This is a genomic window from Bacillus cereus group sp. N6, assembly GCF_016483705.1.
In the GTDB taxonomy this organism is placed as follows: domain Bacteria; phylum Bacillota; class Bacilli; order Bacillales; family Bacillaceae_G; genus Bacillus_A; species Bacillus_A wiedmannii.
In genome coordinates this window covers 1-768 of record NZ_JAEHBI010000183.1, presented here as the reverse complement: position 1 = coordinate 768, position 768 = coordinate 1, and the positions used below count along the sequence as shown (strand labels likewise).

Below are 768 nucleotides of genomic sequence, written 5' to 3'. Positions count from 1 at the left end.
AACGGTGATGAGATTCGTTCATTATACAATGGCAGCTTAATTAATGAGGACCATTCAGCGAGTGACCTTGCTTTATGTAATCATCTGGCATTCTGGACAGGGAATTCAGCAACTCGAATGGATTCGATGTTTCGCGGAACCAGCTTAATTCGTGATAAATGGGACGTTATTCATTTTAGCGATACAAACGAAACATACGGTGAAAGAACGATAGGAAAGGCAATTTCATCTACCTCCACAACTATCTTAGATAATAAACAGCAATTTGAAGAATTTTCATTTGATTTTATAAATGAAGATGTAGCTGAAGTTGTGGAGGACAAGCCTAAAAAGAAATTCCGTTTAACAGAACTAGGTAATGCTGAACGTATCGCATATGAATACGGTCATGTAATTAAATTCGTTAATGATATCGGTTGGTTTATATGGGACGGGAAACGTTGGAAGGTAGACAACAAAAAAGAGATTGAAAGAATTACAGCAAAGGTACTTCGCGGTCTTAATAAATCTGAAGATGAATCAGAAATGAAATGGGCGCGGATGTGTGAACGAAGAAACGTCCGAATGAATAGTATCAAGGATCTTATGCCATTAGTTCCAGGAGAACGTGGGGATTTTGATAGACATAAATTTTTATTCAATGTAGAAAATGGTGTTGTTGATTTAAAAACAGGCAAGTTACAACAACATGATCGAGAACTTAGGTTAACTAAGATTACCAATATTACATTTGATGAAAATGCAAAGTGTCCAACATGGCTAACATTC

General features: G+C 36.3%; 1 protein-coding gene. It reads left to right on the top strand.

Annotation, left to right across the window (positions count from 1 at the left end):
- The coding region (locus JDS99_RS30775) for a phage NrS-1 polymerase family protein (protein ID WP_472926344.1) at window positions 1-768 on the top strand (768 nt) is incomplete at both ends.